The 25,330-nt window shown below is 30.7% G+C and carries 19 protein-coding genes; 17 read left to right on the forward strand and 2 right to left on the reverse strand.

Going from position 1 to position 25,330, the window contains the following annotated elements; genetic code table 11:
- Positions 1 to 358 precede the first annotated feature (358 nt).
- The 7 genes from ACNMOQ_RS00310 to ACNMOQ_RS00340 all read left to right on the forward strand — a co-directional run bounded on the left by ACNMOQ_RS00310 (position 359) and on the right by ACNMOQ_RS00340 (position 13,196).
- Positions 359 to 1,621, forward strand: a complete 1,263-nt coding sequence (locus ACNMOQ_RS00310) for a putative glycoside hydrolase (RefSeq protein ID WP_286313379.1) — start codon at positions 359 to 361, stop codon at positions 1,619 to 1,621.
- A gap of 184 nt (positions 1,622 to 1,805) precedes the next feature.
- Positions 1,806 to 3,179, forward strand: a complete 1,374-nt coding sequence (locus ACNMOQ_RS00315) for a YfcC family protein (RefSeq protein WP_147640593.1) — start codon at positions 1,806 to 1,808, stop codon at positions 3,177 to 3,179.
- A 224-nt stretch (positions 3,180 to 3,403) separates the two neighbouring features.
- Positions 3,404 to 6,355: a CDP-glycerol glycerophosphotransferase family protein gene (locus tag ACNMOQ_RS00320; protein WP_416350049.1), complete on the forward strand. Its 2,952-nt coding sequence runs from the start codon at positions 3,404 to 3,406 to the stop codon at positions 6,353 to 6,355.
- A 142-nt stretch (positions 6,356 to 6,497) separates the two neighbouring features.
- Positions 6,498 to 7,805 carry an LLM class flavin-dependent oxidoreductase gene (locus ACNMOQ_RS00325; RefSeq protein ID WP_416350050.1) on the forward strand — a complete coding sequence of 436 codons (1,308 nt, stop codon included), beginning with the start codon at positions 6,498 to 6,500 and terminating at the stop codon, positions 7,803 to 7,805.
- Positions 7,806 to 7,926: 121 nt separating this feature from the next.
- Entirely contained in the window at positions 7,927 to 11,091 is a 3,165-nt protein-coding gene (locus ACNMOQ_RS00330; protein ID WP_416350051.1) for an AAA domain-containing protein, read from the forward strand.
- 134 nt (positions 11,092 to 11,225) lie between these two features.
- Positions 11,226 to 12,164: a TDT family transporter gene (locus ACNMOQ_RS00335; RefSeq protein WP_416350052.1), complete on the forward strand. Its 939-nt coding sequence runs from the start codon at positions 11,226 to 11,228 to the stop codon at positions 12,162 to 12,164.
- Between the two features lie 99 nt (positions 12,165 to 12,263).
- Positions 12,264 to 13,196, forward strand: coding sequence for a ketopantoate reductase family protein (locus ACNMOQ_RS00340; protein ID WP_257504294.1), 933 nt, complete (start codon positions 12,264 to 12,266; stop codon positions 13,194 to 13,196).
- An 86-nt stretch (positions 13,197 to 13,282) separates the two neighbouring features.
- Here ACNMOQ_RS00340 and ACNMOQ_RS00345 read toward each other — a convergent pair whose 3' ends face one another.
- Both ACNMOQ_RS00345 and ACNMOQ_RS00350 read right to left on the reverse strand, forming a co-directional pair.
- The gene (locus ACNMOQ_RS00345) at positions 13,283 to 14,287 is read right to left on the reverse strand and encodes a M23 family metallopeptidase (RefSeq protein WP_394877714.1); all 1,005 of its coding nucleotides are present in this window, start codon (positions 14,285 to 14,287) and stop codon (positions 13,283 to 13,285) included.
- Positions 14,288 to 14,553: 266 nt separating this feature from the next.
- Complete coding sequence (locus ACNMOQ_RS00350; RefSeq protein ID WP_016999823.1) at positions 14,554 to 15,288, reverse strand: NAD-dependent protein deacylase; 735 nt, start codon at positions 15,286 to 15,288, stop codon at positions 14,554 to 14,556.
- A gap of 291 nt (positions 15,289 to 15,579) precedes the next feature.
- Between ACNMOQ_RS00350 and ACNMOQ_RS00355 the strand changes: the two genes are divergently transcribed.
- From ACNMOQ_RS00355 to ACNMOQ_RS00400, 10 genes are all read left to right on the forward strand, one after another.
- Positions 15,580 to 16,287, forward strand: a complete 708-nt coding sequence (locus ACNMOQ_RS00355; protein ID WP_416350053.1) for an energy-coupling factor transporter transmembrane component T — start codon at positions 15,580 to 15,582, stop codon at positions 16,285 to 16,287.
- Between the two features lie 10 nt (positions 16,288 to 16,297).
- Positions 16,298 to 17,761, forward strand: a complete 1,464-nt coding sequence (locus ACNMOQ_RS00360; RefSeq protein WP_416350054.1) for an ABC transporter ATP-binding protein — start codon at positions 16,298 to 16,300, stop codon at positions 17,759 to 17,761.
- Between the two features lie 26 nt (positions 17,762 to 17,787).
- Positions 17,788 to 18,372 carry an MptD family putative ECF transporter S component gene (locus ACNMOQ_RS00365; RefSeq protein WP_416350055.1) on the forward strand — a complete coding sequence of 195 codons (585 nt, stop codon included), beginning with the start codon at positions 17,788 to 17,790 and terminating at the stop codon, positions 18,370 to 18,372.
- Between the two features lie 237 nt (positions 18,373 to 18,609).
- On the forward strand, positions 18,610 to 19,425 hold the full coding sequence (locus ACNMOQ_RS00370; protein WP_064205169.1) for a formate/nitrite transporter family protein: 816 nt from the start codon (positions 18,610 to 18,612) through the stop codon (positions 19,423 to 19,425).
- 175 nt (positions 19,426 to 19,600) lie between these two features.
- Positions 19,601 to 20,155 (forward strand): class F sortase, encoded by a 555-nt coding sequence (locus tag ACNMOQ_RS00375; protein ID WP_187114637.1) that lies wholly within the window; start codon positions 19,601 to 19,603, stop codon positions 20,153 to 20,155.
- Between the two features lie 55 nt (positions 20,156 to 20,210).
- Positions 20,211 to 20,768, forward strand: a complete 558-nt coding sequence (locus ACNMOQ_RS00380; RefSeq protein WP_147640522.1) for an RNA polymerase sigma factor — start codon at positions 20,211 to 20,213, stop codon at positions 20,766 to 20,768.
- Position 20,769: 1 nt separating this feature from the next.
- Complete coding sequence (locus ACNMOQ_RS00385; protein WP_416350056.1) at positions 20,770 to 21,528, forward strand: anti-sigma factor; 759 nt, start codon at positions 20,770 to 20,772, stop codon at positions 21,526 to 21,528.
- 89 nt (positions 21,529 to 21,617) lie between these two features.
- The gene (locus ACNMOQ_RS00390; protein WP_064205168.1) at positions 21,618 to 22,874 is read left to right on the forward strand and encodes a hypothetical protein; all 1,257 of its coding nucleotides are present in this window, start codon (positions 21,618 to 21,620) and stop codon (positions 22,872 to 22,874) included.
- Between the two features lie 96 nt (positions 22,875 to 22,970).
- Positions 22,971 to 24,440, forward strand: a complete 1,470-nt coding sequence (locus tag ACNMOQ_RS00395; RefSeq protein WP_325889505.1) for a Mur ligase family protein — start codon at positions 22,971 to 22,973, stop codon at positions 24,438 to 24,440.
- Between the two features lie 91 nt (positions 24,441 to 24,531).
- Complete coding sequence (locus ACNMOQ_RS00400; protein WP_416350057.1) at positions 24,532 to 25,329, forward strand: hypothetical protein; 798 nt, start codon at positions 24,532 to 24,534, stop codon at positions 25,327 to 25,329.
- The last annotated feature ends 1 nt before the right edge of the window (position 25,330 follow it).

Here is a 25,330-nt window from a genome sequence, read left to right on the forward strand (position 1 = left end):
CATTCCTTATTATTTTTAAAAAGATTTTAACTTATTTTCTTTTCTTTTTCAAGGGTTAAGAAAAGAAAGAGAGAAAGAAAAAAGAAAAAGAAAGATACAACGTACCAGCAATCGAATTTGGACCATCCGGTGATGCATGGCACGGGGATGGAGAATATGCAGTTATAGATTCAATAGATACATACAAAGATATCATTGTTTCGTTTAGTAAAGTTTTTTGATTATCAATTCATTAAGAAGTAAAGAATAAAATATACCTTGTTTAAAATAGTAAAAATCTGTAAAATGCGAAGCGTGGAATAATATAATGTTTAGAAATTTTTTCAAAATCAATATATAGAAATAAGGGGAGAAAATGATGAAATCATGGAAGTTTTTAGCAGTGGCGCTTGCAGTTATCTTGGTTATGTCAGCTTGTAATAACGATACTGATTCAGACAACGAGAAGAAGAATAGCAGTGAACAAAAGAAAACTAGTAGTAAAGATAAGAAAGATAGTAATGAATCAGAGAAAAATACATATAGTGATATTGACTATCCTAAAGATGGTGTGAAAGGTATTTACGTGACACCAGATTCAGCAAGTGGAGAACAATTTGATGAATTGATTAAGTTTATAAACGAAACAGAATTAAATGCATTGGTTATCGATGTTAAAGATGATTCAGGTAATATTACGATGGACTTCAAAAGTGATAATAAGTTAATTAGTAGTAATACAGTAGACAGTGTAGATGTTAAAAAAATCATCAAAGAAATGGAAAAGAATGATATCTATCCAATCGCGCGTGTTGTTACATTTAAAGATTCTAATTTAGCTCATCAAAAACCTGATTGGTCGTTTAAAACGGCTGATGGTAATGTATGGGAAAATGAAGGTGGAGACAGCTTTATAAATCCGTTTGATGATAATGTATGGAATTATAATATAGAAGTGGCGAAAGAAGCTGCTAAAGCAGGATTTAAAGAAGTACAATTTGATTATGTTCGTTTCCCAGAAGGGTTTGAAAACAAAGACGCGGAATTACAATATTCCAATGGTAAATACAAAGGTAGCGATTTAAATAATATCAAACAACGTGTAGATACAATTACAGAGTTTTTAAAAACAGCACGTAAAGATTTGAAATCATATAACGTTAAAACATCCGCAGATGTATTTGGTTACGCAGCTACAGTTAAAGAAACACCAGGTATTGGACAGAGTTTTCCTAAAATAGCTGAAAACGTCGATGTTATATCATCTATGGTTTATCCATCACATTGGGGTACTGGTGATTTTGGATTAGAAAATCCAGATACAGAACCTTATAAAACGATAGACAGTTATCTAGATAAAGAAAAAGAAGCACTTAAAGATGTAGACAGTGAAAAAGTTAAATCACGTCCATGGCTTCAAGACTTTACAGCGTCTTACTTAGGTGAAGGTCGTTATATAGATTACAATAAAGAACAAGTAACTGCACAAATCCAAGCATTAAAAGATCATGGTATTGATGAGTTTTTACTATGGGATGCATCAGGTAACTATAATAAAGGCGTCGATTATAACCCAGAGAAATATTCGAACCCAGACGCTCAAAAACCTAACCAACAGGATAATGAAAAACAAGAAAAGTAAATATTCCGTTTTTTTGTCATATGTTACAAGAAATTTTTATAAGTTGTCTACTTTGCATAATTGTAAACTTACCTTTACGTGGTAATATTAAGGTGTTTTATTTAGTAAAGCAAAGGGGTCAAACAATTTGGTAAAGATAAATAACAAAGTAGACAGGAAACAGAGTTCTAACAAGAAGTTTAGTATGCCACATATCTATGTGATTTTATTTATTTTTGGTGTTATTGCAACGATTTCTACATACTTAATACCTTCAGGTGAATTTAAACGTATTAAAGGTCCTGAAGGTAGAGAGATGGTTGATGCAGATTCTTTCCATTACATAGCATCTTCACCTGTGGGTTTGGTTGATTTTATATCGATTATCCCTCGTGGCCTAATTGAGGCAGGAGAAATAGTCTTCTTCACTTTAATTATTGGCGGTATGTTCATGGTATTGAGACGTACAGGCATTATTGAAATAGGGGTAGATAAACTTGCACGTCAATTTATAAATAAAAGTATTTTAATCATTCCAGTGTTAACAACCGTATTTGCAATTATAGCTACGTTGATAGGTACAGCAGAGCTATCACTTGTCTATATCCCGGTCATTATACCGTTAGTAATTGCGTTAGGTTATGATTCTATCACAGCAACCTCCATTGCCTTATGTGGTACGGTAGTTGGCTTTACAGTTGGGGTCTTGAATCCAATCAATACTGGTTTAGCTCAAAAATTATCTGGTATACCTACTTTTTCAGGTATTGGATTACGTTTAGTTATTTTTATAGTTGTACTTTTAGTGACAGTACTATTTATTATGAAATATGCTAAAAAAGTAAAAAAAGATCCATCAATCAGCTTAGTTTATGAAGATGATACTGAAAAAAGAAAAATGTACAAAGAAATTACTAAACATGAGCCATTAGTTGCAACGCGCCGTCAAAAAATAGGTATTGGTGTTGTGCTTTTATTCTTTATAATTCTCGTATATGGTGTCGTTACTCAAGGATGGTTTATGGTAGAAATGTCAGGTCTATTTATCATGATGGGTATAGTGGTTGGTCTAGTGACTGGCTTAAACACACGTGAAATTTGTGAATCATTTAATGATGGATTTAAAGATGTGTTAATGGGAGCTATTATAGTTGGACTAGCACGTTCAATTGCTGTAGTACTTGAAGACGGTAAAATTATGGATAGTATTGTACATGGTTTAGGTTCCGTAATAGATGGTGCAACGCCAACAGTTGCAGTAGTTGGTATGTATATCGTGCAAGTACTAATTAATTTCATCATTTCATCAGGCAGTGGTCAAGCATTGGTGACAATGCCAATTATGGCGCCTTTAGCAGATATGTTAGGTATTACAAGACAAACTGCAGTCTTAGCCTTCCAACTTGGTGATGGGTTTACACATGTCTTTTACCCAACAAGTGGTTACTTTATGGCAGCATTAGCAATTGCAGGCGTTTCTTATACAAAATGGATCCGATTCTTCTTCCCATTATTTATTCTATGGGGTGTAATTTCAATTATTTCATTAGTATTCGCTCAATTAATCGGATGGTCTTAAAAGAAAAAATTAATTGAATACAAATATGCTGAGAATAAAAGTAGTAATTATCTCTAACTGAGGTATTACTGCTTTTTTATATAACATATAGTTATCATTATTTTTGATATTAAATTAATAAATATAAATAATGTTATTTTGAAAATTTTTTTGATATTTTAAGAATATAAATATATTATATAGTTATAGTTAGAAAAGCAATATACTTAGGAGTGGAAAAGTTGTTGAACAAATATGAGGTGAAAGCAATTAAAAATAATAAAAGTAACTTAAACAATAAAATTAAAAAGATGAATGCCATTTACAATGTGCCTAAATCTTTATTTCAGTATAATAAAAATAGAAAAACACAAACAACTTCTGAGGCTTATCAAAATTTAAAAAAATTGCATCCAATTTTAAAAAAGAATGCAAAATATTATTTTAAGTTAGCTGAATTAGCTATTGATTTACAGAAATGGGAAGAAGCTATTCATTATTTAAATAAAGCAATTGAAAATGATATAGAAAATACTATGAATTTATACTATGTAAGAGCAACAGTATTTGAAAAATTAAATAAAAAAAAAGAAAGTATTAAATCAATAAAAAAATATTTGAAACTAAATAAAAATGATAAAAATGCACTTATCAAATTAGCTGACTTAGAGATGGGTAATAAAAATTTCACAAGCGCAAAACATCATATAAATCAATATTTATCATATGAACCTTTTGATAAGAAAGCTAAATTAATGCTAAAGCATTGCCTTGAGCATTCAGGGGAATATTATTCTATTATAGAAATGCTAGAGGATGACCTAGAAAAAGATAGTGATAATGGCTTGATTTTATTAGAGTTATCAAAATTATTCAATAAAGTAAATGACAATAAAGCTGAAGTGGAATATTTAGAAAAATATGTGGCAATTTATCCTAATGATGTAGATAATATTATTAAATTAATTCACTACTTAGAAGATTTAAATGAATATGATAAAGCTATTCATTATTATTCTTTGATTTTAAGTAATGAGGAAACGATGCTTACAAAAAATATGTTATCAGCATATTACTATAGAAAAGGACAACTTGAGTATCGATTAAATCGTTTTAAAGGTGCTAAACAAAGTTATGATAAAGCTGTTCAATACTCGGAAGACCCATTAGTGAAAAAATGGGGAATTGGATATCTACATGAAAAATCAAAAAATTATGGACAAGCTATAAACACATATCAAATACGTTTAGAAGACGAAAATGATAATTCAGAATTATATTATAAAATAGGTATATTATTAAAAAAACAAGGAGAATTGGAAACAGCAATATCAAATTTTGAAAAAGCGTTAGAATTTAATAAAGTAAGATCACCATGGCATTACCAATTAGCTTTATGCTATGAAGAAATACAAGATTATGAATCTGCTGCTATCGCTTATCATAATGCAATTTTGAGACAGCAAACCCATAGACCTGATAATTTTAGAAAGTTAGCATATGTATTAGAGAAAATAGGTAGAAATGAAGATGCACTAGCTGCCTATAGAGAAGCAGAATTATTTAGGAAACCAAGTTACATGTCTAATATCGCATATAATAAACATTTAAAATCAATTTCAGTACGGTATGCAGAAAGTTATGAGTATTATGATATAGAAAGTAATATGGTTTTTTATGAAAGTATGAGCGGCGCTGGTATAGTAGGAAATCCTGCTGCCATATTTGATTCTCTATATAATAATAAATTATTTAATACTTTCACACATGTTTGGGTTATCAATTCATTTGATAATATTCCCGAGCATATGAAAGATAAAAGTAATATTATTTTCGTTAAGAAAAACTCAGATGCTTACCTTAAGTATATATCTAAAGCTAAATATTTAATTTGTAATTCTACATTCTCAGATTTTGTAGTTCGTAAAAAGGAGCAGAAGTATTTGCAAACTACACATGGAATTTTCTACAAAACAGTTGGACGAGATAGTAATAGAAGTAAATTAGGTGTTGCGGGGAGTACGCGAAATTTGCTACAAGCAACACATGTTATTGCACCTAATCAATTTATGATAGATAAACTAAAATCAGCTTATTCCATTGGTGATATTCATGTAGGAGAAGTAGCAAAAGTAGGTTATCCAAGAATTGATACTACCTTAAACGCTACTGAAACACAGAAAAATAATATTAAAAATCGAATGAATATAAATAATGAAAAAGATATTGTTTTATATGCACCAACTTGGCGTGGAGAGACGAAAGGCAGTAATGAATTTGACATTAATAAACTCATTCATGATTTGAAAGAATTGTCTGAAATTGAGGCAAACATTTTATTTAGAGGTCATAGTATTACGCAAGCATTACTTAAAGATATTGTTTTTCCAGAAAATATTATTATTCCACCGGGAGATATATCAACCAATCATTTGATGAGTGTTGTAGATATACTCATTTCAGACTATTCTAGTGTATTTTTTGATTTCATTCCAACAGGTAAACCGATTATACATTATATATATGATATTGAAGAATATACTACAGTTAGAGGGTTGAATCTATCTATAGATGAATTACCAGGTCATATAGCGAAAAATACTGAAGAACTAGTATCTTCAGTAGATTATTGTTTAAAAAATCAAGGTCCATCTGATAATTACTTAGAAGCAAAAAAGAGATTCTGTCCTTATGATTTTGGAGAATCAAGTAATCATGTTATACAATGGTTCTTTAAAGATGATACAACTAAAGTTGATATTATTCCTTTTGAAAAGTCTAATGATAAAATTTTGTTTTTACTAGGAAAACTTTCAAATAATGAAAATGTTAATAATCTGATTACAGATATAACATCTGCTACCCGAGAAAAAAATACTGTTTCCCTTTCATTAAAGAAAGGGATTATAGATGAACCAACGAAAGCAAATCCAATATTAGCATTTGGTAACGATATAAACTTATTACCACATGCAGGACCAATGGTAAAAACACTCGAGGAAATTATAGCTATTCAAGACATTGAAAAACGTAATAAAATTAGAAATAATAAAACTCAAATGTTATATGAAAGAGCTTATCAAAGGGAAAATCGAAGGTTATTTGGAGATATTCAATTTGATTATATTTATAATTTTGAAGAAGGATTTAATTATTGGTCAAGTCTTTATGAAATTATGAAGAAAAATTCAATTTAAAGAATCCGCCAACACAAGTGTTGGTGGATTGTTTTGTTTTTCAATAATTAAATTTTAAAAATGTAAATTGACTCTATAAAAATACAATGGTAACATAAATCATATTAAATCAATCGGAATAGTAAATTATGGAGGGTCAAAGATGAAAAGAATGAAATTGGGATATTTTTTAACTGGTTTTGGTCATCATGTTGCAAGTAGTAGACATCCAGAGTCAGTAGAGCGTGGTGGTATGAATTTAAAGAAAACGATTGAACAAGCAAAGTCTTTAGAACAAGCAAAGTTTGATTTTCTATTTGTTTCGGATAGTCTATATGTCGATAAGAAAACACACCCAGATATGTTTACAATGTTCGAACCTATTTCTTTAATGTCTATAATAGCTATGGAAACAAAGCATCTTGGCCTTATTATTACAGGTTCCACTACATATTCAGAACCATTTAACTTATCTAGAATCTTTTCTTCATTAGATCATTACAGCGATGGTAGAGCTGGATGGAATATCGTGACCTCAGGTATTAATGATACTGCTAAAAATTTTAGTGGCGTAAATAATGTTGATCATGATTTAAGGTATGATCAAGCGAATGAATTTGTAGAAATATCGAAAAAGTTATGGAACTCTTGGCGAGATGTAGATTCTCAAAGTATCCATAAGGCAGGTAAATTTTTAAAGAATCAACAACCAGAACCAATTAATTATGAAGGTGATTTTTATAACGTTAAAGGGCCTTTAAACATTGATCAATCACCACAAGGTTATCCCTTACTAGTTCAAGCTGGTTCTTCTAAAAAGGGTACTGATTTTGCGTCAAAGCATGCAGAAGTTATATTTACTGCACAAAATGATATCGATGCAGCTATTAATTTTGCTCAAAAATTAAGAGGACAAGTTGAAGAAAAGCGTGGCCCAGAGCAAGAAGTTGTTATTATGCCAGGTATATTCCCGTTTATCGGAGAAACTCGCGAAGAAGCACAAGCTAACTATAAAGAATTACAAGATTTAATCGACCCAGAAATGGGATTAGAATTATTATCTTCTTATTTAGGTGATACAGATTTAAGTGGTTATGACTTAAATACGCCATTTAAAGATGTTGAACTCGATAAAGGAAACAATATACAAAGTCGTGTTGATCTTATTAAAGAAACAGCTAAGAGAAACAATTCAACATTAGAAGATGTAATGAAACATGTAGCCGGTGCGAGAGGTCACCATATTATAGTGGGAACACCCGAAGATGTAGCCGATAGAATGGAAGAATGGTTTAAACGTGGCGCAGCAGATGGCTTCAATATAATGCCTCCATTAAACCCTACACAATTTGAATTATTCGTTAATAAAGTCGTGCCGATATTAAAAGAAAGAGGTTTAGTTCAAACAGACTATAACGAAGGCACATTACGAGAAAAATTAGGGTTGAGTAATGTTAAAACACATAGTTAATAACTGTTGTTTATATTGTTAAGATTATCCTATAAACTATTTCCTCTAGCTTTGTGAAATTTTGTCAGAATATTGTTAAAATAGTAGGTGAGTGAATTTTAGTGAGTTAGGATGAGATGAAATGGACAGTTTAGTAAATAATACTTTATCAGCTTGGTTACTTGTTGAATCTTTAAATCCTGGCGAGGTTAAGTATGACGATGATAGCACTATGCAAAAAAGCAATTTCCTAAATGGTGAAAAGCAAAAGCGTCTACAATCTTTTGCGAGTTATTATGATATATGGAACGATGAACGATTTAAAATTGCAGAAGAAGATAAAAAGAATGGTAAAAGAATTTTCCGTTTATATAGAAATTGTTTTATGTTTAAAGAGATTGATAAAGAAATTAGAAATATATTTGATGATGACAAGGAAATTTTTAATCTGAATAAAACTAAATGTTATGGTTATACTTTCCAAACAGATGAAACGGGTAAAGTTATTTCAGATAGCCTACATATCCCTATGATAATGAGTGCACTAAAGGAAATAAGAAAAGACAAAAGTGCTAATATCGAAGAAAGCTTTAATGATTCTAAAGATAAATTTGCAAAGAAGTTTAATGAAATCATTGCAGATGAACCGATTGATGAAAAGAAATTGGTTCGACTAGATGAGGCTTATCAAGACTATTTTGCTGTACTAGTTTCAGAAAATGCTGGTATGCATAGACATTACTTTGCTATTGAATATGTTAAGAACAGTGACACACCAGACCCTGATTTTAATAGTTTCTTTATTACTGATATAGAAAGAGCGCGTAAAGATCCAAATGAGACATTGAAAGCTTATATAGAAGGCATAGATGATTCAGAGAGAACTGAAGTTCATGAGAATAAAGCTATCTTTGATAAGTTTTTAAACCCAATATATTTACCTGACGGTCGTTGGCCATCCCAAATTGAACATAAGTTATCTTTGATGCAACAATTAGCTGTAAATAGTATTACCAACAGTAAAGAACACATTAGTTCAGTAAATGGTCCCCCTGGAACAGGGAAAACAACGTTATTAAAGGATATTTTTGCACATTTAGTAGTTGAAAGAGCTAAAGCTTTCGCAAAATTAGATGTTCCTTGGCATGCTTTTGAATCAGTAAAAATACATGAAACTGACTCTAAAACTATCAAAGTATTAAAAGAAGAATTTACTAAATTTAAAATGGTAGTTACTTCAAGCAATAATGGAGCTGTAGAGAATATATCTAAAGATTTACCTAAACTGGAGGAAGTCGTTCGCAATCCTAAAAAAACGGACAATCCACAATATGAGGCCGATTATAAAAATGCAGTAGATGAGTTGAAAAGCTTTGGTACGGTTGCTTCTAACTTGATAGGAGAGCCTGCCTGGGGTCTGTTTTCAGGTGTATTTGGTAAAAGTAAAAACATTAATAATGTTATGCAACAAATTCTTAATAGTGATTCCGAAACTGATAATAAGCAAAAGCCGTTTGTAAAACTACTTCAAGACGAAAATAAAGATATTAACAGTCAACTTGCAGTAAAATGGAAAGAATGTAAGAAAGAATTTAATGAAGAATTAAAGAAAGTAAAAGAACTAAAACAATTATCAATCGAAGCATATCGTAAATATAAAGAGAATGAACAATTATTAATGGAAGAAAAAGATTTAAAAGTAGATATAGAAAAGATAAATGCGCAATTAAAAGAAAGTGATGAAGTGTTATCTAATAAAAATGCTGAATTAGAGGATACTAATAAAGAACTACAATATAGGAAAGAACAAATTGAAACCATTAATGAAATGATTCAAACAAGTAATCAAAAGGGATTATTTGAAAAAATGATATCAATATTTAATGCGAATGAAGATGATAGTCAAAATAAATATAAAGAAGAGAAAATAAAGTTATTAGAAGAACAAAAAGCATATCATACAAAAAGTAATACGTTACAAAACAATATAAAAAATCTTGAAAATGATATCAAAGGGTATGAGAAAAAATTAAAGCTCAATGAAGAAAAAATTAAAGACTATAATGTAAAATTGGCTGAATTTAATAAGTATAAAGAAAAATCAGATGTGACCTTCCCAGACTCTAATTTTTGGGATGAGAATAATTATGGTAAACGCCAAGTAGAAAATTTATGGAATTCTAAGGAATTACATTATCGTCGTGGCTTATTATTCTTAAAAGCAATGAAACTCCAAAAATTATTGTTAGTTGCAAATAATGGCCCAGTTTATTATGCTATGCAAGATTTTAAAAATCGTAATGCATATTTGGATTCAGCACCAGAACGCGTAAAGAATGCATGGAATGTGATGCATCTCATCTTTCCGGTTGTAAGTACTACATTTGCTAGTTTTGCAAACATGTATAGAGGACTTCCTAAAGATTTTATAGATTATTTATTTATAGATGAAGCGGGACAAGCTATTCCGCAAGCAGCTGTAGGCGCACTATATCGATCTAAAAAAGTAGTTGCAGTAGGAGATCCTATTCAAATAGAACCTGTCGTAACGATGGAGTCTAATTTAATAGATAATATTAGAAAAGGATATAATATTCATGAACATTTACTTTCAAAAGAGTCTTCAGTACAGTCAGTGGCTGATTTAGCTAATAAATATGGATATTGGAAACCTGAAGTAGGAAATGATGAAGAGAACAAGAACTGGATAGGTATACCACTATGGGTACATAGGAGATGCTTAAACCCAATGTTTACCATCGCAAATCAAATTGCTTATAATAATAAAATGGTACTACCTGAAAACAAAGACCGAGGCAAAACTGGATGGTACGATATTAAAGGTAATGCTTCTCAAAGACAATTTGTTAAAGAACAAGGAGATAAAGTAATAGAATTGCTTATAAATGATTGGAGACAAGCAAAAGAGAAAGGCGAATATGAACCAAGTGTTTTTGTTATTTCTCCATTTACAGAAGTGCAAAGGCAAATTAAAAATTCTGCTAGAAATAGATTGGTTAACAGTATAGATGATGAAAGAAAGAAAATTATAAAATGGATCGATAAATCAATTGGCACTGTCCATACATTCCAAGGTAAAGAAGCGAAGAAGGTTTATTTTGTAATAGGTACAGATAGTAATCAAGACGGAGCGGTCAATTGGTCATGTGAAAAACCAAATTTATTGAACGTAGCTGTAACAAGAGCTAAAAATGAGTTTTATGTAATAGGTGATAAAGAACGCATTAAATCTAAACCATATTATAGTAATATAGATGCAGAAGCTAATATATATAATCTTAAATAGTATAAAAAATATAAATATAATGCGCCTTTTACTGTGATGTAAAAGGTGCGTTTGTTTGTCTATGTTAGCAAACAGTTATATAAAGATATGGTAGAATATAATTTTATGAATTTATCTATGAGAGGGTATTGAACATGTTAAAAACAGGGTTGAAAAGAACCCCAATCGCAATATGTGGATTGGCTTTAGGTGTTATGGCGTTAAGTAATTTATTTTATAATTTAAACTTAACGTTATTTGGCTTGTCTTTCTTTATTATTTCCTGTGCAATACTTTTAATTGTCACTTTAAAATGGATTGTTTATCCAACTATGTTTTTAAAAGAACTTAAAAATATAAATACATTTGCTATTCTTCCAGCGCTACCTATGACTTTAATGATATTGGTGTCTATTGTTAAAACTCAATTTTTAGTGGACGTATATATTTTAAATGTTATTTGGTATATATCTATTTTATTACATATGAGTTTTATCGTAATATTTATTGGATTTTACGCATTTAGAAATTATAAGTCTTGGCCAAATACGAGTTGGTTTGTGATGTTTGTTGGAATAGGCGTTATTGGTGAAACATCGTCTGAGTTCAATACTAGTATAGGTAACATAGCGATCATTCTTGGGTCAATATTTTTAATATTAATACTTGGATATGTATTATTTACTAAAGCATGGCAAACATATAATCAGGAACAGTTTCCAATGGTAATTATTATGAGCGCACCGGCAGCTCTTTGCTTAAATAGTTATATTTTAAATCATTCAAGTTACTCAGTTGCTTATGTATCGGCATTTTTAGTACTTTCGCAATTGTTATTCTTATTTACTTTAATATTTTTACCTAAAATCATGAAAGAAGGATTTAAAGTCTCCTTTTCAGCACTGACGTTCCCATGGGTGACAACTGCAGCATCACTTTATAATGTGAATCAAAATCTCAATTTAAACGATACAATTACGAATTTAGTCAATGTCATATCAATTATTGAAATTATATGGGCAACTCTCATTGTAGTTTATGTTCTTTATAAATATATTCTCTTCTTAATTTTAAAAAATGTGGTTTATGGGTAAATATATTATATAAGAAAAATAGTTTATTGATATAACATTTAAGAATAGTACTTTTATTCTGGATGTTTATAATTAAAATGGCAATGAGGAGTGTACAATATGTATAAAATAGCTATAGCTGGTGCAGGTGCAATGGGTGGTCGAATCGGTGTTTCCTTGAAACAGGCTGGTTATGATGTGGAACTAATTGATGACTGGGAAGAACATGTTCAACGTATTAACAAACATGGTGTTGAGGTTAAAACTGAAACGGATGTTTATACAGTCGATGTTCCAGCAGTATTGTCTAAGGATGTATCAGATTCATTTGATCTGATTATCATCTTAACAAAGGCGATGAACTCTGAAAAAATGATGCAACGCTTAAAAGAGGCAGGTTCAATCCATAAAGATACTGCAATATTATGCATGATGAACGGTTTAGGTCATGGAGAGAGATTATCAAAATTCGTTCCTATGTCACAGGTTTATCTTGCTGTCGTAATGTGGACAGCTGGATTAAGAGGTCCCGGTCAGTTGTTGCTAGAAGGTGGGGGTTATATAGACTTTCATCGTTCAGACGGTATTGTCGATAAACAATCTAACGCGATACTTCAGTTACTAAATGATGCAAATTTAAATGCACGAGTAAGTGATGATATCTTCAAATCGATATGGTCCAAAGCAACATTGAATAGTGTGTTAAACCCACTGTGCACGATATTAGATAAAACTATTTATGAATTTGGCAGCTATGAACATTCACGTGAAATGATTATACCAATGATTGAAGAAATAGTGTCTGTAGCTAGAGCAAGAAATGTTGAATTAGACGGTAAATTACTATTAAATAAAATTGAAGCGGCTTACCCTAAAGAAACACAAGGGCTTCATTATCCATCAATGCATCAAGATTATAACAAAGGTCGATTAACAGAAATAGACTATCTTAATGGACAAATTTCAGCATATGGAGAAGAATTAGGCATACCAACTCCAATAAATACGTTGCTTACACATCAAATACACCAATTAGAAATGAAGATTATGTAGCGAATAAAATTATATTAATATAAATAAAAACTCTTTCAAGGTAGATAACTTTGAAAGAGTTTTATTTGTAGTTTCATATTTATATTTTATTGGTTGCCATTAACATATGATTCTGGATTAACTGCGTATTCGTTACCTACGCCACCCTTCATACGTTGGAAGTGTAAATGAGGTGCTGTTGAGTTACCAGTGCTACCTGATTCACCAATTTGTTGACCAGCTTTTACTTCGTCGCCTTTTTCAACATTTAATTTATTCATATGCATATACCATTGATAATAATCGCTATCTTTTTCTTGGATTGTAACTTGGTTTCCGCCACCATAGTTACTCCATCCACTTTGAATAACTGTTCCATCAGCAAGTGAGTATACTGGTGTATTTTCTTCCATGTCATAGTCTATGCCGTAATGTGCACCGCCACCATGATATTGGCCATACTCTTGAAGTTTAGCATTTTTAGATAACCAATTTGATGAAGCTTGATCAGTGCCTTCAGATTTTTGAGAACTCTCAGTTACATTTTCTGCACTCTCTGAATTCTCGTTATTATTTACTTGCGCTTGATCAGAATTTTGATTAGTGTCTTCTGACTGAGCTGCATTTGACTGAGTATCTTCTAGTGAAGAAACAGTTTCATTTGAAGGTGCTTTATATTCTGCATTCGTATTTTCATTAACATTTGTGTCTTGGTAAGTTGTATTATTGTTTGAAGTTTCATTATTATTTGAGGCTTCATTATTCACGTTTGATTGTTCAACATTGTAACCATTATTTTCAATCGAGTCATGTGATTGACTAGGTGCGTAGTTTTGTCCGCCTTTAGTAAAGTAGTAATAATGGTAAGCACCATTTTCATCTATTTCATAAGATTGATATTCTTTATTGTCGAACATTGATTGATTCCAATTTCCATCTAAAGTGTGATGAAAATTCCCGTTAGAATCTATTGTATAGTAAGCTCCATTTTCATAACCTGATGTAGCTTGATTAGATGCGGTATCTTGCTCTGCTGCATCTGCTTCATATTGTGATATTCCCATTGTTAGTATCCCTATAGTTGCTATAGAGCTTGTTAATAATTTCTTCATTATGTTTAAACCTTCCCTTTCTTAAAATAACTGATACAAATTTATCATGGGTATAGAGTGAAATAAACACTTGTAATTGCTTTGTTCCTTCGAGTTAATAAAGTGTAATAATTATATAATATGATTACTTTTTTTATAATATTCAAAATTAATATATAGAACTGATGAATAGTAGATTATAGAACTAATACACGAAAAAATTCCTTATCAATTATTGATAAGGAATTTTTGTATTGAAATATTAATTATAAATCATACTATATGATTTACTCTATATTTTTAAGTTTTTTAATGACTGATACCATGTCTTCATTAATAACTAAATTGGCGTCACTATCATAAGGGGTAGCCTCTTTGTTAATAATGATAAGGTTTTGTCCTTCAAAATTCGAAATAAGTCCTGCTGCTGGTTGAACGACGAGTGAAGAACCTAAGACGACTAACGTTTCTGCTTCTTTTATTTTATGAAGTGCATTAAATATAGTGCCTTGGTCTAACATTTCCCCATAAAGAACAATGTCAGGTCTAATTGGGCTGCCACAATTTTCACAATGTCGTAAATCATTATCTATAACATGAGCTTTCGAATATTGTTGGTCGCATTGCGTACAATAAAACAGGTTTAAAGTACCGTGTAGTTCGTCTGTATTTACACTACCAGCATCCGAATGAAGACCATCAATATTTTGAGTTATCACACCTAATGAACGACCATCTTCTTCAAGTTGTGCTATCCAATCATGAACGATATTAGGTTTTTTATCAGCAAATAGTAAGTACTGATGGCAAAAATTAATAAAACCCTCTGGATTATTTTTTAAATAATCGTCACTTAATAAATATTCAGGTGAGTAACCTTTTTCTGAAATTTCGTCGTATAAACCGCCTATAGAACGAAAGTCAGGAATACCACTTGCTACAGATATACCCGCGCCTGTAAAAAATGTAATTTTGTTAGAAGCATCAATGATGTCTTTTAACTGTTCAATATTACGATTCATACTTATATCACTCCATTGAAAATTTGAATTCAAACAGAAATTTTTTGAATTCATTTCTTATACTTAATTCAATTTTAAATTCTAATACTCATTTAAGCAAATAAGTGGAGATAACCATTAATTTACTAATGGCCTTGACATTACTAGTAATTATCGTGATAATATAAAACGTAATGATTACGATTTATTAAGGTATAAATTATTTTTTTATTTTTTCTTAGATTATGGATGATTTTATGGGTGGGTTAACTACTGATTGCAATATATTTTATACGTGCGGTGATGATATAAATGAACAAAAAACGAGTTTTCTTTACAGTAGACCCTCGTACCAAACTTTTTTTAATGATTATTATATCTTTTATTGCGATTACAGGAAACATTACGGGAAACAGTATCTATGCGAGATTAGTTATCTTGCTTATTCCTAGTTTGTTAGTTGTAGCTAATAAAGAAATTGTTAAAGGTACTGTGTTTTGCTTAATTATATTTTTAGGGTGGTATGCCGAAGCTTTTCTTATAAGAGGAGAAAGTCAGTTATACGATATATTAATTTTTGTTCCAGCAGGTATTGTTACACGTTTTATGCCAACTGTTGTGATGGGGTATTATTTTTTAAACACGACGCAAGTAGAAGAATTAATCGAAGGTCTTGAGAGGCTTAAGTGTTCACGCAAAATAACAATCCCTATTGCTGTCATGTTTCGCTTTTTGCCTACTATTAAAGAAGAGTCTTCATATATTGATGATGCGATGAGAATGCGTAACATGTCTTTGCGTAATACACTCGATAGGCCGATTACATACATAGAGTATAGAATGGTTCCTGTCTTAAACAGTGTGATTAAAATTGCTGATGAGCTTACGATTGCTTCGGTAACCAAAGGGTTAAATATTACACGTCCGAAAACGGCAATTATACAGTTAAGGCTCAAATGGTATGACGTATCTATACTAGTTTTAGCAGTCGTTTTAACAATTTTTTATTATCTATTGTGAGGTTATACATATGATTCATTTAAAAAACATTTCATTTACTTATGAAAATGGTGATCAAGGTATCCGGGATATTAATTTAAACATTAAAAAAGGTGAAGTTGTCTGTTTAACAGGCCCTTCAGGTTGCGGTAAGACTACGGTCACACGTTTATTTAATGGCTTAATACCTCATTTCTTTAAGGGTGCGATAGATGGTGAAGCACTTATTAATGGCGAAAATATTCAAGAAGAAACCATTTACGATATTGCTCGTCATAGTGGTTCAGTCTTTCAAAACCCAAGGTCACAATTTTTCTGTTTAAACACGACAAGTGAACTTGCATTTGAAGCTGAAAATTATGAGATGCCCCCTTCAAAAATTAAACAACGTATTCAAGATGTTACGGAATCGTTTCACCTTCAAAGGCTATTAGACCGTGATATTTTCAACCTCTCTGGTGGGGAGAAACAGCTGATTGCTTGTATAGGCGTGACTGTATGTCAGCATGATCTCATAGTGTTAGATGAGCCTTCATCTAACTTGGATTTTATAACGGTTTCTAAATTAAGAAAAATGATTGATAAGTGGAAGATTGCTGGAAAGACAGTCGTCATCGCAGAACACCGATTGTATTATTTATTGGGTATTGTTGACCGTTTTGTTGTACTTAATAACGGAACAATAGAGAACATCTATTCAAGTGATGAATTTTCAGTAATGTGTAATGAACAAATACAACAACTAGGATTACGTGCGACACATTTAAATGAATTAACGCAACAACATCGTTCATTAACAGAGCACAATCAAAGTTATATTTCATTACGCCATTTTCAGTTTCGCTACCATCGTAAAGCACCATTATCTTTAGATATAGATTGTCTAGATTTAAAAGAAGGACAAATCACAGCTATTATCGGTCGTAATGGTGCTGGCAAGTCTACATTAGCAAGATGTTTATCAGGTATTGAGCGTAAATTTAAAGGTGAAATTAAACATCACGATAAAACATATAAAAATAAAGGACGTTTAGAAAAAGTTTACATGGTATTTCAAGATGTGAATTGTCAGCTGTTTGCTGAAAGTGTTGAAAATGAATTGCTTATTAGTAATAAGACGCTAAGTGATGCAGAAATCGAAACACAACTCACAACCTTTGATATTGCCAAAGATCGAGAACGACATCCACTAGCATTATCAGGTGGCGAAAAACAAAGATTAGCTATTGCTAGCGGAGTAGTAACTGAGCGAGAAATACTTATATTTGATGAACCAACTAGTGGTTTAGACGGAAAGCATATGCAAGATGTAGCACAAACATTGAAAGAGCTAACCAATAAAGGAAGAACAGTCTTATTAATTACGCATGATTATGAGTTGATTCTTGAAAGTGCAGATGACATTTTAAGGATTGATAATGGCCAAGTAGCAGAGCAATATACATTAACTGAAGAGACACTTCCGAGATTGAAACAATTTTTTGAGATTACATAAATAAGGTAAAAATAGGAGGTACAATTTTGGAAACTAAAAAAATTGGCGTACAAGATTTAATTAACATTGGTTTATTTACAGCATTATATTTCGTTATAGTATTTATAGTAGGTATGACAGGAGCGGTACCTGTTATGATGATAGCTTTACCAGTACTTATCGCTTTTTTTGGAGCGGTACCCGTTTTATTATTAGTTGCTAAAACACAAAAATTCGGTGTGTTATCACTTTGCGGTATTATCGTGAACGTGATTATGGCTATCATGGGGCATCCATGGCCATCAATGGTCATCGCTATTCCGCTTATAATCATTGGTGACTTAATTATGAATGTCGGTAAATATAAACAATGGTTTTGGATAATAACAGGATATGTTGTCTTTTCAATTTGGACAACAGGAGGGTTATTACCATTTTATATTATGAGAGATAAATATTTTAGCAGCATGAAACAAAACCATGGTGAAGATTATGCCAAAGCATTTGATTCAGTATTTACATATCAAGTTCTTCCAGTAATTTTCATCTTATGTATCCTTGGTGCAATAGCAGGAGGCTTTATCGCAAAACAAATATTGAAAAAGCATTTTCAACGTTCAGGCGTATTGTAAGTGTGAATATATAGAAAAGAATTGGAACATATAATTCCTCGCTCAAAATAATTCTCCTAATCCGTAATAATTTCTAATTAATGGATTAGGAGAATTTATTTTTTTATTTGATTGCATAACCTAGTATTACGACATTTAATAAGTTATTTTATTTAAAAAATATATTGTGAAATACTTCACAATTAGTTATTATTAAATCATAATCTAGTTTGTATATTAAGAAGTGAGGTTATAAAGTTGAATGATATTAATAGCAATAATAAAGTATTTTATGGGAAACAGTTTATAGACGATGTTGTGGATACAATAAAAACAAAAGATATTTTGCAAAGTTTTTATAGAAAAAGATATATACTAAGAGCTACTATGTCGGGGTTTATTTTAGGGTTGATTACTGTATTTGTTTTAATGATAAGAGCATCATTAGATGGACAAATTGCTGGTGGTCTAATTAATTTAATTGCGTCCATTTGTTTTAGTTTTGCTTTAGTTCTTATACTGTTTACTAACTCTGAGCTTCTTACCAGTAATTTTATGTATTTTACTGTTGGTTTATACTATCGCATTACAAACCCCATTCGAGTTATGAAAATATTTACTCTTTGCTTTTTAGGAAACTTTTTAGGTGGTTTTATATTTTTTGTATTGTTTTATTTATCGGATGTAATGACTCCAGAAATGCTAACTCAACTAGATAATATTATTGCTCATAAAACATTAACTGCAGGCTTTACAGCTATATTAGTTAAAGGTATTTTTGCAAACTTCTTTATTAATATTTCATTGGTTATCGCAATGCAAATAAAAGATATTTTAGCTAAAATGTTTGTGCTTATGTTTGGTGTGTCAATCTTTGCTTTTATGGCATATGAGCATGTAGTTTATAACACTGTATTATTTACTGGAGGACTATTATATCAAAGCGAAGAGTTAAGTACGATTCCAGTGATGATAAATATAATTGCTTCATGTATAGGTAACTATATTGGTGGAGGAGTGATTATAGGACTATTTTATGCTTATTTAAATAGTAATAGTGACTATAAATTTTAATTATCATGAAGTATTATATATGAATGTTTTGAGAAAACTTGTCACAAAAAAGTCGCAATCACTTAGTGTTTATGTGATCCCTTAAAAGAATTAATGCGTATACCCTATAAAGGGTGTGAGTGATTTGAAGAAAATAATAATAATACTTATTTTAGCGATATTTACAAGTGGATGTATGAATGTTAATGACACAGATAGCGATGTAAATAAAAACAAAGATAGCAACTTAAAGAGTGAGAAATCTACTAAGGTAAAACCTAAAAAGTTCGAAAGTTATGACAGTGAGATTGTGCCTGTGAAAATTAGTATTCCGAGGTTAAATATTTCTAACAAATTAGAACATACTGGTGTTAATTCTGATGGCGAGATGGAAGTACCTAAAGATATCAATACACCTGCGTGGTTTAAAGAGGGTTATAAGGTTGGAGATAATGGAAATGCGGTTATTGCTGGTCATGTAAATGATGGGCAAAATCCAGGTGTCTTTACGGATCTGCATAAATTGAAAAAGGGCGATGAGATTGAGGTAGAAGATAAAAATCATAAGAAGTTAATTTTTAAAGTATATGATAAAAAATTATATGAATTAAAAAAATCACCAGTAGAAAAAATATTTGGATATTCTAGTAATAGACATTTAAATTTAATCACTTGTGAAGGAGAATATAACCCCGAATTAGGAAGTACACCGAATAGATTAGTTGTGTATACAGAATTAAAAAGTGGTTGAGATTTTGCATATGACGTTCACTCTCATATAATGGTGAGTGTCAGGGGGTGTGACAATGGAAGAGTCGGATGTAGAAGTGTACGGTAAAATTATAGCTAAAGACGCGAATAGTTTAGAAATATTATACGATCGCTATGAGTCTTTATTGTATAATTTTATTTATAAAATAACACAAGATAAGCAATCAAGTGAAGAAGTGCTTCAAGATGTATTTATGAAAATTTGGAATCAAAAAGCAAGATTTGATAGTAGCAAGGGGAAAATGTCAACATGGCTTATTACAATTTCAAGAAATCTAGCAATTGATTATATTCGAAGAACCAAAATGTCAGCATATGAATATGATGAAGAAAGAGATAATTTAAAAGCTGATAATGTACCAGAATCCGAATTAATAACGAAAGAACAATCTGAACAAATTAAAGAATGTATAGATGAATTAGATGAAAAACAACAAATAATTCTATATTTATTTTATTTTAAAGGTTGTAATCACAAAGAAATATCGAAAACACTTGAAATACCTCTAGGAACAGTCAAAAGTAGACTGAGGTTATCCATTCAACATTTAAAACATAAATTCAAAAATAATAAGAAGGGAGAGATGAATTAATATGGAATGTGAAAAAATATATGAATATTTTAATGGCCGACTAACTGAAGAAGAAAAGCAAGAATTCGAAGAACATCTAAAAACGTGTAAAGCATGCCAAGATGAACTAAACGATTTAAATATATTAAATGAGTCTCTTCCTTATCATGTTGAACGTGTAACTCCTCCTAAAGAGATGAAGAGCAGAATAATGAATAATATATTAAATGAAGACAATACAGAAGAAGAATCGTCACACCAAGAAAAAAGTGGATCGTTTATTGAAAAGAAACATAAACCTATAAAACGAAAAAATAATATAATTAGAAATATAGCATTTGTAAGTATGGCTGCACTTTTATTTATATCTTTGATAGGAAATGTTTATCAATTTAATACACAAGACAAAGAAAAGAAACCGAAAGATAATAAATTAATCAATAAAGATGATGCACAAGTTATAAAATTAAAATCTACCGAACAAGATAAAGTTCAAGGAGAAGCTTTTGTAGCAAAGAGTAATAATGAAAAGCAATTAGTTGTACAAGCAAACGGTTTACAAGAAACAAAAGGTAATCAAGCATACCAAGTGTGGATACTCAAAGGAGAAAAGCCATACCGTGCAGGTACATTTGTTTCTAGCAAAGATTCCGGAATGGTTGTCTTTGACCTAAGCGATATTGAATTAGACAAACAAGATAAAATAGCGATTACACTCGAACCTTCACCTAATAACCAAGCTCCTGAAGGGGATATTATTATGGCGAGTGAAAAAGTTTAAAAATTTTTTAGAGATTACATTAAAAAATGTGATCTCTTTTTTTATTTGTTACGTATACCTTATGAACAAAAAAATAAAGGAGTGATTTGATGAATATTTCACAGAAAGTATTAGCTATGTCATTATCGGTTTCATTGTTAGGGACGGGCGCAGGTATGTCACAAGTAGCACAAGCACACGACGCATCGCATGAATCGGTTACAAAAACAGATAGCAAAGCGGTTGAGTTAAGAAGTAATTTAGACATGTTACTAAGTGAACACGCGTATTTAGCAGCGGATACAATGAGAAAAGGTGCAGAAGGCTCTAAAGACTTTGATGAATCAGTAAAATCACTAAACATGAATACGAAAGAGTTATCTAAAGCTATTGGGGATGTATACGGTAAAGACGCAGGAATGGAATTTGAAAAAATGTGGTCTGAACATATTGGTTACTTTGTAGATTACGTGAATGCTACAAACAACAATGATGAAAAAGGACGACAAGAAGCGTTGAATAACTTAGATAATTATAGAGATACGTTCTCACAATTTATGGCTACAGCCACTGATGAAAAATTAGAAGCTAAAGGATTATCAGACGGTTTACAAATGCATGTTAACCAATTAGTTAGTGCATTTGACGCATCGGTAAATGGAGACTACGACAAAGCTTATAAATATGAAAGAGAATCCATTCATCATATGTATATGGTGAGTAAAGGCTTATCGGACGCAATTACTAAACAGTTCCCAGAAGACTATCATCATACAAGTGCAACTACTAAAGCAGCAGACTTAAGATCAGATTTAAATTATCTCATGAGTGAGCATGCAGCACTAGCAGCTGATGCAATGCAAAATGGATATGATGGTTCTGAAAATTATAAAGCCTCTGTAAAAGCGCTAGAAATGAATACAAAAGACTTATCAAAAGCAATAGAAGACGCATATGGTAAAGACGCAGGAATGGAATTTGAAAAAATGTGGTCTGAACACATTGGTTACTTTGTAGATTATGTAGAAGCTTCTAAAAATAACGATAAAGATGCTAAACAAGAAGCGAAAAGCAATTTAGATAATTACAGTAAAGAGTTTGGAGCATTCTTATCTAAAGCTACAGATAATCAACTGAAAAGTAATGAATTAGCTGACGGTTTAGGTATGCACGTAGATCAATTACTAGCTTCATTTGATGCATATACAAAAGGCGATTATAAAACATCTACTATGAAAGTAAGAGAAGCATACGCTCATATGTTTATGCCAGCTAAAGGTTTAAGTAACGCAATTGTAATGCAGAACAAATCAGATTTTGAAATGGATATGCCAAAAGAAATGCCAGATACAGGTGCACAAAAATAATTAGCAATTAATGATTTAAGAGGAAACTATTTCCCATGGGGATATAGTTTTCTTTTACATGGATAAGACTGAATCATTCATTAAAGGGAGAAAAATATGGAAATTACAAATGTATTATCAAAAATAAAAAGAGATATCATATTTGATGATCATAGTTACAAAGTTAATTTTAATAAAGATTGTTCAGATGTAACATCTATGTATCAAGATATTCAAGACTCATCAATTTTTATTTTGAAATCATCAAAGCATTCAAAAAAATATGCAATAGAAGCGGTTAAGAAAAACCCAGTGTTAATCATCACGAATATGCCATTAAATAGTTTGGATGATATTAAAGGGAATGTCTATGTTGTGTATATAGATAATTATGAATCAGTCGCAATTAAACTTGTCCACTTATTCTACGACAAATATATAGAACAATTAAAGTTTATAGCAGTTACAGGTACTAATGGAAAGACTACTACAAGCCATATGATATGTAAGCTATTATCAAAAATGGATGTAAAAGTAGCTACCATTGGTACGTTAGGCGTTTACGATGATGACTATAATAAAATAGAATTTTTACATTCAACTCCTACAACACCTATGCACTTTGAATTTGCCGAAATCATAAAGTATTTCGCTGAACGAGATTATGATTATATTGTATATGAAGCAACATCTATCGCTCTAGATCAAAGAAGAGTAGATTTTATTGAAAATGAAATAGCTGTATTTACAAACTTTAGTTCTGAACATCTAGAATATCATCACACAATAGAGAACTATTTAGAATCAAAACTAAAGCTAGATCAATTAAGTAAGAGAAGCATGGTGAATTATGATACTAAAGAATATTTAAAAATATGTAATGACAAATATCATTTTTCTAATAATAACGATACCTATTATAAATATGAGTTGAAAAATAATAAACTATATATATCAATTGGTAAAGAAGTTTATAAATTAGATGTCCTATTCAATGGAACACATAACTATATTAATCTAGCGACTAGCATATTTACGTTACACAAATTAAACTTTAATATTATAGATATATTAAAAGCAGTTGAAACGATGAAACCCCCAGCACATCGATTTGAAACGTTTGAAATAAACGACTATCAATTCATATTAGATTTCGCGCATACACCATTAGCAATTAAAGAATCCATTGAAGACGCCTTAAGATACGCTTCAAATATAGATAAACAACTTACAGTTATGATTACAGGAGTCGGATTAAGAGGCTACGATAAAATAGAATCCACTATGAAACTCATTCCAAAGTATATCGATCAAGTAGTATTAGCTTCTGAGCAAGTTGGATATGAAAATGAAAATTTAATTATCGATACAATGATTAAAAATTTACCCAAAACATACGATTTAAATAATCTCATTATAGGCAAATCTCGAAAAGAAGCAATAGAGAAAATAATAAATAAAGTTAATAAAAAAGAAAACATTATACTACTAACAGGCATTAATGAGCCACAACACTACCGAGGAAAACTCATTGGACATGACGATAAAACATATATAACAAAATGTATTAATCATGAGCGAGGTTGAAAGTTGATATAGAGAATTAAAGCCTGTTTATATTAAAGCGGAAAAATGATAAATTTTTATAGTATTACTTTAAAAGAAAGAGGTTTTATTGTTGGCAATGTTCCGTGAAACGCTGATATGGATAGTTTTATTTATCTTCAGTGTTATAAATACTTTTTCAGTAGTTGTTGGGAATGAAGAATTATTGAATATACCATTATGGAGTTCGTGGCTATTTCTCTTAGGAATTACAATTGTTATCACGACAATATTTCTATTTCGTAAATTTTTGCAAAAAAAGTATTCATCTTATAGCTTAGTTGATGAAAGTAAATTAAATTTAAAGGAGAATGAATATTTCTTTCAATCTCCTTTATACATAGTTGATAACCAAGTGATTCCTATATACGGAGAAGGAAATATAACATATACTCCAACTTATTTTAATAAATTGCATAAACTGATCAGTCTTTTTGGTTTTATGCCAATTTATAGTACTTATTTGTCATCTGATAAAAATGAAATTAAAATTATTCCACGAAATGCATTTTCGCTTAGATATAAGTATAATGTTTATTTAAATAATGATTTTGTAGGTATTTATGAAATGAAAAGGCTCATCAAAGATAAAGGTATTAAGCAACAATTACCTTACACATTTCGTTCTGAAGATGATGAGTATTCACTTCACAATGCATATATGAGCACTAAAACTACTATTACAAATAATAATGATGCAGTATTATTCCAAGCGGATAGAAGTGTTTTTGACTTTTCAAAAGAACAAAATACAAAAAAGCGCGGTGAAAAACACTATATTAAAATTGATGTTGCCCACGAATATTCAGAATTACTTTTGGCACTTTATATACAAACAATTATTAATAAACAGAGTCAAAAAGCTTCGTAAG

It is taken from the genome of Mammaliicoccus lentus (assembly GCF_947036595.1).
GTDB classification, from domain to species: Bacteria; Bacillota; Bacilli; order Staphylococcales; family Staphylococcaceae; genus Mammaliicoccus; species Mammaliicoccus lentus.

Bases quoted from the DNA above. Each gene is read 5' to 3' on its own strand.
- ACNMOQ_RS00310 (WP_286313379.1), top strand. From the start codon at position 359: ATGAAATCATGGAAGTTTTTAGCAGTGGCGCTTGCAGTTATCTTGGTT.
- ACNMOQ_RS00315 (WP_147640593.1), top strand. From the start codon at position 1,806: ATGCCACATATCTATGTGATTTTATTTATTTTTGGTGTTATTGCAACG.
- ACNMOQ_RS00325 (WP_416350050.1), top strand. From the start codon at position 6,498: ATGAAAAGAATGAAATTGGGATATTTTTTAACTGGTTTTGGTCATCAT.
- ACNMOQ_RS00330 (WP_416350051.1), top strand. From the start codon at position 7,927: ATGGACAGTTTAGTAAATAATACTTTATCAGCTTGGTTACTTGTTGAA.
- ACNMOQ_RS00335 (WP_416350052.1), top strand. From the start codon at position 11,226: ATGTTAAAAACAGGGTTGAAAAGAACCCCAATCGCAATATGTGGATTG.
- ACNMOQ_RS00340 (WP_257504294.1), top strand. From the start codon at position 12,264: ATGTATAAAATAGCTATAGCTGGTGCAGGTGCAATGGGTGGTCGAATC.
- ACNMOQ_RS00345 (WP_394877714.1), bottom strand. From the start codon at position 14,287: ATGAAGAAATTATTAACAAGCTCTATAGCAACTATAGGGATACTAACA.
- ACNMOQ_RS00350 (WP_016999823.1), bottom strand. From the start codon at position 15,288: ATGAATCGTAATATTGAACAGTTAAAAGACATCATTGATGCTTCTAAC.
- ACNMOQ_RS00355 (WP_416350053.1), top strand. From the start codon at position 15,580: ATGAACAAAAAACGAGTTTTCTTTACAGTAGACCCTCGTACCAAACTT.
- ACNMOQ_RS00360 (WP_416350054.1), top strand. From the start codon at position 16,298: ATGATTCATTTAAAAAACATTTCATTTACTTATGAAAATGGTGATCAA.
- ACNMOQ_RS00375 (WP_187114637.1), top strand. From the start codon at position 19,601: ATGAATGTTAATGACACAGATAGCGATGTAAATAAAAACAAAGATAGC.
- ACNMOQ_RS00380 (WP_147640522.1), top strand. From the start codon at position 20,211: ATGGAAGAGTCGGATGTAGAAGTGTACGGTAAAATTATAGCTAAAGAC.
- ACNMOQ_RS00385 (WP_416350056.1), top strand. From the start codon at position 20,770: ATGGAATGTGAAAAAATATATGAATATTTTAATGGCCGACTAACTGAA.
- ACNMOQ_RS00390 (WP_064205168.1), top strand. From the start codon at position 21,618: ATGAATATTTCACAGAAAGTATTAGCTATGTCATTATCGGTTTCATTG.
- ACNMOQ_RS00395 (WP_325889505.1), top strand. From the start codon at position 22,971: ATGGAAATTACAAATGTATTATCAAAAATAAAAAGAGATATCATATTT.